The sequence below is a fragment of the Curtobacterium sp. GD1 genome (genome assembly GCF_020882855.1).
GTDB lineage: Bacteria > Actinomycetota > Actinomycetes > Actinomycetales > Microbacteriaceae > Curtobacterium.
In genome coordinates this window covers 107,710-115,627 of sequence record NZ_JAFEVQ010000013.1, presented here as the reverse complement: position 1 = coordinate 115,627, position 7,918 = coordinate 107,710, and the positions used below count along the sequence as shown (strand labels likewise).

At 71.7% G+C, this 7,918-nt stretch carries 8 protein-coding genes; 5 read left to right on the top strand and 3 right to left on the bottom strand.

Features of this window, described 5'->3' with window-relative positions; translation table 11 throughout:
* Nucleotides 1-104: 104 nt before the first annotated feature.
* Entirely contained in the window at nucleotides 105-557 is a 453-nt protein-coding gene (locus tag JSX79_RS09390; protein WP_175473751.1) for a DUF4383 domain-containing protein, read from the bottom strand.
* A 334-nt stretch (nucleotides 558-891) separates the two neighbouring features.
* Between JSX79_RS09390 and JSX79_RS09385 the strand changes: the two genes are divergently transcribed.
* The 4 genes from JSX79_RS09385 (at nucleotide 892) to JSX79_RS09370 (ending at nucleotide 6,416) form a co-directional block, all read left to right on the top strand.
* A complete protein-coding gene (locus JSX79_RS09385) occupies nucleotides 892-1,692 on the top strand; it encodes a phosphatase PAP2 family protein (RefSeq protein WP_071295521.1) in 801 nt (266 codons plus the stop codon).
* A 96-nt stretch (nucleotides 1,693-1,788) separates the two neighbouring features.
* The gene (locus tag JSX79_RS09380; RefSeq protein WP_229085919.1) at nucleotides 1,789-4,218 is read left to right on the top strand and encodes an Ig-like domain-containing protein; all 2,430 of its coding nucleotides are present in this window, start codon (nucleotides 1,789-1,791) and stop codon (nucleotides 4,216-4,218) included.
* On the top strand, nucleotides 4,215-5,171 hold the full coding sequence (locus JSX79_RS09375) for a DUF4436 family protein (protein WP_071303403.1): 957 nt from the start codon (nucleotides 4,215-4,217) through the stop codon (nucleotides 5,169-5,171). Before JSX79_RS09380 ends, JSX79_RS09375 begins: the two co-directional genes overlap by 4 nt.
* 105 nt (nucleotides 5,172-5,276) lie before the next feature.
* Entirely contained in the window at nucleotides 5,277-6,416 is a 1,140-nt protein-coding gene (locus JSX79_RS09370) for an LLM class flavin-dependent oxidoreductase (protein WP_070417138.1), read from the top strand.
* A gap of 99 nt (nucleotides 6,417-6,515) precedes the next feature.
* Here JSX79_RS09370 and JSX79_RS09365 read toward each other — a convergent pair whose 3' ends face one another.
* Nucleotides 6,516-6,914: a multidrug efflux SMR transporter gene (locus JSX79_RS09365; protein WP_229085918.1), complete on the bottom strand. Its 399-nt coding sequence runs from the start codon at nucleotides 6,912-6,914 to the stop codon at nucleotides 6,516-6,518.
* 1 nt (nucleotide 6,915) lies between these two features.
* The gene (locus tag JSX79_RS09360) at nucleotides 6,916-7,230 is read right to left on the bottom strand and encodes a multidrug efflux SMR transporter (RefSeq protein ID WP_071303405.1); all 315 of its coding nucleotides are present in this window, start codon (nucleotides 7,228-7,230) and stop codon (nucleotides 6,916-6,918) included.
* A gap of 97 nt (nucleotides 7,231-7,327) precedes the next feature.
* Here JSX79_RS09360 and JSX79_RS09355 point away from each other — a divergent pair, with 97 nt between their 5' ends.
* Nucleotides 7,328-7,906 (top strand): TetR/AcrR family transcriptional regulator, encoded by a 579-nt coding sequence (locus JSX79_RS09355; RefSeq protein WP_229085917.1) that lies wholly within the window; start codon nucleotides 7,328-7,330, stop codon nucleotides 7,904-7,906.
* Nucleotides 7,907-7,918 lie beyond the last annotated feature (12 nt).

The window sequence follows — 7,918 nt, the reverse complement described above, 5'->3', positions numbered from 1 at the left end:
GCGTGCGACGGCCCGCGCCGTCGCACGCCCGGGCGTGCGACGGCCCGGACGCACGACGCCCCGCCGGCCACGAAGGGCGGGCGGGGCGTCGGGGATGCGCGGGATCAGGCGCGAGCGGTGTCCGCACGGAGCGCGCGGAGGTTCTCCTTGTCGGCGCCGAACGCCGTGAGGAGCAGGATGACACCGACGATCGCGTGGAAGACGTTGTCGGTCGTGTTGAGCGCGAACACGTTCGCCGAGGTGTTCACGAACACGAAGCCGTAGACCGCGAGCACGACGAGGACGGCGCCCACGAGGACGTTCGCGTTCCGCGACCCGATCGTGTTGCCGAGCCCGACGATGAGCAGCACGGCCGCGAGCAGGACCCACAGCAGTGCCAGCGGCGGGTTGACGCCGAACGCGTTCCAGAGCATGCCGCCCTTGCGGCTGAAGAAGCCGGGGTCGCCGTCGGCGGCGAAGAAGAACCCGAGGATGCCCCAGATGAGGAGCAGCGCGCCCACGGTGAGCGCGAGACCGCGGTTCGGGGAAGCGGTGATGCTCGGTTCCTTGATGGCCACTTCGGTTTCCTCCTCGTACGCAGCCGACGCCGTGTACGTCGGTCCGGCGATGCGCGCCGGTGCGTTCGCCCGCGCGCGGCCGGTCGGTGCGTTGCCGGATCCGAAGGTCGCTGTCCCGCGGTTCCCAGGCTCCGACCGGCGTCCCAACGGTATCGTGTCGGACCCCGACCGTCCGAATCGCACGCGCGTGAACAGGCGTGCGACGACACCGACGACCAGCACCCCGAGGAGGACCAGCCCGGTGACCCGAACGCCCGAACGCAGCGCACCCGAGTCGCGTGGACCGAGCGTCTCACGGCGGTTGCGGTGGGGACTGTTGTCGGCTCTGGGGTTCGTGATCGTGCCTCTCGTCTACGCGGTGGCGGTGCTGACGCCGGTGGGGCAGCGGGTCGAGGACGCCGCACTCGGCGGGGTCCGGGAATCCGACCTGTTCTCGTCGGACACTGCCCTGAACGTCATCTCGGTACCGGTGATCCTGTTGCTCGTGGTCGTGATCGCCGCCGTCGCGCTCGCTCGGCGCCGGCTCGCAGTGGGGCTCGGAGCCGGTGTCGTCGTGCTCGCTTCGGCGGCCACCTCGACGCTCGTCAAGCGTATCGCCGAGCGCCCGGAGATCGCCCAGTCGACCACGCCGAACTCGTTCCCGTCCGGTCACGCCACGATCGCCCTCGCCGCCCTGTTCGCCGTGCTCATGGTCACGCCGCGTCGGTTCCGCCCGCTCGTCGTGATCGTCGGCGCCGCCTACGCGGTCTTCGTCGCGAACCAGACCGTGGTCTACGGCTGGCACCGGGTCAGCGACATCATCGGCGCGTGCGCGATCGCGCTCTTCTGGGTCGGGGCCGTCCGGGCGTTCGGACCACGGGTCGACCGTGGCGCGCGCGGCGACCGCGACGGACACCGTGGTCCGCGTCGGTTGGTGACCTGGGTCCTCCTCGTCGCCACCGGGGTGACGTTCCTGGTCGGTGTCGCGGCGCTCGTGTACGGCATCTCGGGCGGGGCACACGACCACGGTGCGATCCTCGTCGCGGGCCGGATGGCGTCGAGCGCGAGCGTGCTGGCCGTCGTGACGATCGTGTGGATCGCCGACGGCATGCACCACGCGGCACGTACGGACTCCGAGGCGCTCCCCGGCCGGTAGCCATCGCATCCGTAAGGGTTACAGGCCTGTAACGCCTCCGGACCGGACGGCCCTTGTCCGACTAGCGTCGTCCACACGCCGGCCTCGGGAGCCGTCGTGGACGGGGAACACATGCGGGTGGAGCACACCCCGACGCGGGCACGTCGGGTCCGTGGCACCGTCGCCGCTGCCCTCGGGGCGCTCCTCGTCGCCACCGGGGTGCTCGTCCCCGCGACCTCCGCATCCGCCATGACCCAGGTCGGCGCCCCACCGACCGGCGTCCCCGGGAGCTCCGTGCAGGCCGTCGTGCAGAACCAGGCCGCCGGCACCGGGACCTGGACGATCACCGCGCCGCCCAACACGACGATCACGGCTGCGCAGTCGGTCCCCGCACCCGGGCTCGGACAGTTCACCTGCGTGCCCACGAACGGCGGGACGCAGGCGGCGTGCGGCGCCAGCACGTGGGGGACCGGCAACCAGGTCGCCATCACGATGACGATCGATCCGGCTTCGCCGCTCGGGACCGTCGCCGGTTCGTCCGAGATCAGCCCGTTCGAGGCCGCCGCGCCCTACTCGATCACGGTCGTCGCGCCCCCGGCCCCCGCTGCCCCCACCATCACCGGCCCGCCCGCGGGCGACGAGTCGATCGCGACGCAGCCGACGATCACCGGCACGAAGGTGGCCGGTGCGGCGGACACGACGGGAACGACCCTCACGGCCACGATCGACGGCGAGCCGCTGTGCACGGTCGACCCGGCGACGACCCCGGACTGGTCGTGCACGCCGACCGAGCCGCTCGCGGTCGGACAGCACACCGTCAGCGCGACGCAGACGGACCGCTTCGGGCAGGTCTCCCCGGCGGCGACGAGCACGTTCACGGTCCTGGCGCCGGCCGGCCTCAGCGTGACCCAGGCCGGTGCGACGCAGCTCTACGCGGGCTTCCCGGCGATCCGGACGGTCACACTGGCCAACACCGGCGAGGGCGAGGCGAGAGGCGTCCTCCTCACCGCCGACACCGGCGGCCTGCAGGTCCCCGTGTGCGAGCTCGACGGCGCCACGATCGACTGCGCCGGCCTCGCCGCCGGGGTCGACCTCGGCACGATCGCTCCCGGCGACCGGCACGTCCTCCGGCTGACGGTCGCCGCCCGGTCCGGGACCGTCCCCGCATCGGCGTTCACCATCACGGCCCGGGCGTCCTCCACCACCGCGGCCGTCTCACCGGTCGAGTCCGGCAGCACCGTCCGCACGATCGCTCCCGGAGCGCCGGTGATCACCGCTCCGGGCAACCGCACGTCGACGACGGACCGCACACCCGAGGTCCGTGGCCGCGGCGTGATCCCGAACGCCGTCGTGACCGTCCGGCAGGGCGGGACCGTGGTCTGCACGGCCACCGCGACTCGTGGCACCTCCTTCGCCTGCACGCCGGAGCGCGCATTCGCCCTCGGTGCGGTCGCGCTGACGGCGACCCAGACGTACGGGGGCGTCGAGTCCGCGCGCGCGTCGACCGCCTTCACGGTGACGGTCGCGACACCGGCCCCTCCAGGAGGCGCGGGTGGCCTCCCCGGCGCCGGCGGCGGTTCCACGGGCGGTCCCGGCGGCGCCGGTGGCGGGACCGCGCCGACCGCGCCGAGCACGCCCGGCAGCCCGAGCACGGGAGCCGGGAGCGGTTCCGGCGCCGGCCAGGGGGTCGGGTCGGGAGACACGGGCGGCAGCACCGGTCCGTCGTCGCCGCCCTCGACCGCACCGCCCGCGCCGGGGGAGAGCGCCGGCAACGGCAACGGCAACGGCAGCGGGGGCGGCAGCGGCGGTGCTGGCGCGGGCAGCGGCGGCACGGACGACGGTCCCCTCGCGATGGACCTCCGCTTCGGCACGCAGCGCATCGTGCCCGGCACCGCGGCCGACATGCGGGGCACGCTCGGCCCGAACGCCTCCGGGGCGACCGTCGCGATCACGTTCGAGGCCCGGATCACGACCGGCATGGTCTACCGGAACGTGAACGTCGAGGTCGACGACTCCCCGCTCGACTGCACCGTCGCCACGAGCTCGTTCTCGTGCATGATCCCGCTCGACCCCGGGCAGCAGGCGGACGTCGACGTCCGGGTGTACGCCGACCCGGTGAACGCGCCGGACACCGCCGTCCAGCAGATCTCGCTCGCGTCGAACCGGGCGTCGCAGTCCAACGCGATGACGGTGACCACGGCCGTCGCGAAGGGCGAGACCGAGGCGTCGCAGCTGGCCGACCAGATCACGACCTTCAACGCCACGGAGTTCCCCGGCGCGATGGTGCCGCTCCTCGCGATGCTGCTCTTCGCGCTCGCCGCGACCGTCGTCGGTCGGCGGGCGACGAGCGGCCCCGCCGCAGCGGCGACCGCCTCGCCGACCGGGGCCGGTCCGTCGGACGGGAACCGCGCCTCCAGTCCGACCGCCGCACCGAGCGGTCCGACCGCCGCACCGAGCGGTCCGACCGCCGCACCGACCGGTCCGAGCGGCCCCGCCACCGACCCGAGCCGACCCACCACCGACCCACCGTCCGGGAGCAACCGATGACCCACACGACCGACGCCCCGACCGACGCACCCGGCGCACCAGGTACCCCGACCGCGAAGCGCACCCGCAGGAACCCCGCGCCGGTCATCCTGCTCGTGGCGGTGGTCCTCCTGGCCGTCTACTACGTCGTGATCGGCCTCTCCGGAGCGCTCAAGACGACGACCGCCGTCCCGGTGAGCGGGTCGAACAGTCAGTCCGGCGACTACATGACGCTGCGGATGAGCGTGCAGGACGTCGATCTCTCGAACCGGGTGATGCAGGCGAACGTCCTGCCGATCCCGCACGGCTCGTTCGAGGGCGAGAAGGCCGGCGAGATCTCGCAGCCGCTCCGCATCGAGGTCTCGAGCGGCGGGGTGACGACGAGCGTCGTGACGTTCCCGGGGCAGTCGGTGGTGGACGCGACCTCGTTGACGCTGACGCTCGACCGGGGCGACACCTCGTACCCGTTCGACCAGCCGTTCGCGAACTTCCAGCTGAGCGTGCAGGACGACGACTCCGGGGACGCCGTGCCGTTCGAGGTCGACATGTCGAACTCCGCCCGGCCGTGGGTGATGAACGCCGAGCGGAGCGCCGCCGAGGTGCAGAGCGACCGCACCCTCGTCCCGATGCAGATCGACGGGCACCGGGACACCCTGAGCGTCGTGATCGTGTCGTTCTACATCATGGCGATCCTCTTCACGACGCTGATGGCCGTCGTGACGATCGGCAGCGCGATCCTCCGGCGGAAGCTCGAGTTCGCGAACGTGATCTGGCTGAGCGCCACGCTGCTGTCGTTCCCGGCGCTCCGGTCGGCGATGCCCGGCGCCCCGCCGATCGGGACGACGCTCGACTTCGTCTTCCTCTTCCCCTGCCTGGCGCTGGTGGCGATCATGTTCGTGTGGACCGGCGCGTACATGCTGTGGCGGGAGTCGAAGGTGCTGCGGAACCGCGTGCTGGACGACGACGCCGCGTAGTCGCCGCTGGCGGGAATGCCTGGGCCTGCGCTACGTTGTACCGAGCAAGTCGATGCAAACGCATCGAAATCGCAGGCGGAGGGACTCCGCGGAAGGCGGCGCATCATGCAGTTCGGCATCTTCACGGTCAGTGACGTCACGACCGACCCGGTCACCGGCAGGACCCCCGACGACACCCAGCGGGTCCGCGACATCCTGACGATCGCCGAGCACGCCGACCAGGCCGGACTCGACGTCTTCGCGACCGGTGAGCACCACAACCCGCCGTTCGTCGCGTCGAGCCCGACGACGATGCTCGGCTACCTCGCGGGACGCACGAAGCACATCACGCTCTCGACGTCGACGACCCTCATCACCACGAACGACCCGGTGCGCATCGCCGAGGAGTACGCGATGCTCCAGGTCATCTCCGACGGCCGCATGGACCTCATGATGGGCCGCGGCAACACCGGGCCGGTCTACCCGTGGTTCGGGCAGGACATCCGCCAGGGCGTCAACCTCGCGATCGAGAACTACGCGCTCGTCCGCCAGCTCTGGGAGAACGACGTCGTCAACTGGCAGGGCAAGTTCCGCACGCCGCTGCAGGGCTTCACGTCCACCCCGCGTCCGCTCGACGGCGTCGCGCCCTTCGTGTGGCACGGGTCGATCCGTACGCCGGAGATCGCGGAGCAGGCCGCCTACTACGGCGACGGATTCCTCCACAACAACATCTTCTGGCCGATCCAGCACACCGAGCAGATGGTGGGTCTGTACCGCCAGCGCTTCGAGCACTACGGGCACGGCCGCGCCGACCAGGCGATCGTGGGGCTCGGTGGCCAGTTCTTCGCGCGGAAGAACTCGCAGGACGCGATCGACGAGTTCCGCCCGTACTTCGACAACGCCCCGGTCTACGGGCACGGCCCCTCGATGGAGGACTTCACCGAGCAGACCCCGCTCACGGTCGGTTCGCCGCAGCAGGTGATCGACCGGTACGCCGCCATGAAGGACCACGTGGGGCACTACCAGCGCCAGCTGTTCCTCGTCGACCACGCCGGGCTGCCGCTCAAGACGGTGCTCGAGCAGATCGACATCCTGGCCGAGGACATCGTCCCCGAGCTGCGGAAGATCAACGAGGAGGGCCGCCCGGAAGGTGTCCCCTCGAACCCGCCGTCGCACGCCGACCGCGTGGCCGCGGCGATGGCCGCCGGCACCCTGGGCAGCGACCACGTCGCCGCCGAGGACGAGTGGACGGGTGCGTCCGTCTGATCGCGTGACCGCTTGATGGCCTGGAGGCGCGGTGCCAGCTGGCACCGCGCCTCCAGTCCGTCTCGGGTCGCCACCCACCTCGCCGTCGCGAGTCTCGGGCTACCGGACAGAACTCGCGCGTTCCTCGCGCGGAAGTGTCCGCGGGGCCGAGTCTCGCGGGTTGGTAGCGGCGTGGGCCGGGCGGGCCGGGACGAGCTTCAGGCCGACGACGCAGCCGACGATCCCGGCGATGAGCAGCAGGCGGAGCGCCGTCACGGGCTCCGCGCCGGTGGCCATGCCCCAGAGGACCGTGAGGGCCGCTCCGGTCCCCGTCCACACCGCGTAGGCGGTGCTGATCGGGATGTGCTTGAGCACGTACCCGAAGGCCCCGAGGCTCACCACGATGGTGATCGCGAAGACGATCGTCGGACGGGGCTCGGTGAAGCCGTCGCTCGCACCGAGGGCGGTGGCCCACACGGTCTCGAGCGCGGCGCTGACGAACAGGACGATCCACGGCACCTCAGCTCACCACCTTCAGGCCGACGACGCAGGCGACGAGCCCGAGCACGAGGGCGACCCGGGCGACGGACGCGGCCTCCTGCCTGCGGAGGATCGCGACGATCACGGTGAGCGATGCGCCGATGCCGACCCAGACCGCGTAGGCGGTGCCGACCGGGATCTCCTTCATGGCGAACGCCAGGCCCACCATGCTGAGTGCCATGCCGACGACGAACACGATCGTCGGTACGACCTTCTTGAAGCCGTTCGATGCGCTCAGTGCAGTGGCCCACACTGCCTCGAGCACGCCCGACAGGACGAGGACTGTCCACGCCATGACGGTCTCCCTTCGATCTCGTTCCGCAAGTCGCACGACTGTGCGACAACGAACTCCACGGTAGCACGAACTCGTACGACTGTGCGAGTATTGGCCCGTGGCCAGGAGCATCGACATCGAGGAACGACGTCGCTCCGTGTCCGAGGCGGCGTGGCGGGTCCTCGCACGTGACGGCCTCGGCGCGCTGAGCGTGCGGAACGTCGCGGCCGAGGCCGGCCTGCCGCCGAGCACCGTCCGCTACGTCTTCCCGACGCAGTCGAGCCTGCGCGAGCACACCATCACGCTCGTGTTCGACCGCACCCGGGAACGGATCGCCGCGATCCCCGAGGGGCTGCCGACCCGCGAGCGCGCGCACCACCTCCTGCTCGAGCTGCTGCCCCTCGACGACGAGCGGGTCATCGAGCTCGAGGTGTACCTGGCGCTCGCGAACGCGGCCCTCACGGACGCCGAACTGCGGCCGGCGCTCGACCTGGTCGTGGTCGAGATGCGGGAGTGGAGCGAGGAGGTGCTCGAGCTCGTGGGCGTCCCGGCGGCCGACCGCGAGTACGAGGTCCGTCGGCTGCACGCGCTGATCGACGGGCTCGCGATGCACCTCGTGCGGCTCGCCCCGGGGGAGTCGGGCGACTGGGCGATCGACGTGCTCGACCGGCACCTCGACGGGCTCGCGCGGCGCTGACCGTAGGAGCGC

What these genes read in the sequence shown, in the direction of transcription:
- JSX79_RS09360 (WP_071303405.1), bottom strand. Translation starts at nt 7,230, where the DNA reads ATGGCGTGGACAGTCCTCGTCCTGTCGGGCGTGCTCGAGGCAGTGTGG.
- JSX79_RS09370 (WP_070417138.1), top strand. Translation starts at nt 5,277, where the DNA reads ATGCAGTTCGGCATCTTCACGGTCAGTGACGTCACGACCGACCCGGTC.
- JSX79_RS09375 (WP_071303403.1), top strand. Translation starts at nt 4,215, where the DNA reads ATGACCCACACGACCGACGCCCCGACCGACGCACCCGGCGCACCAGGT.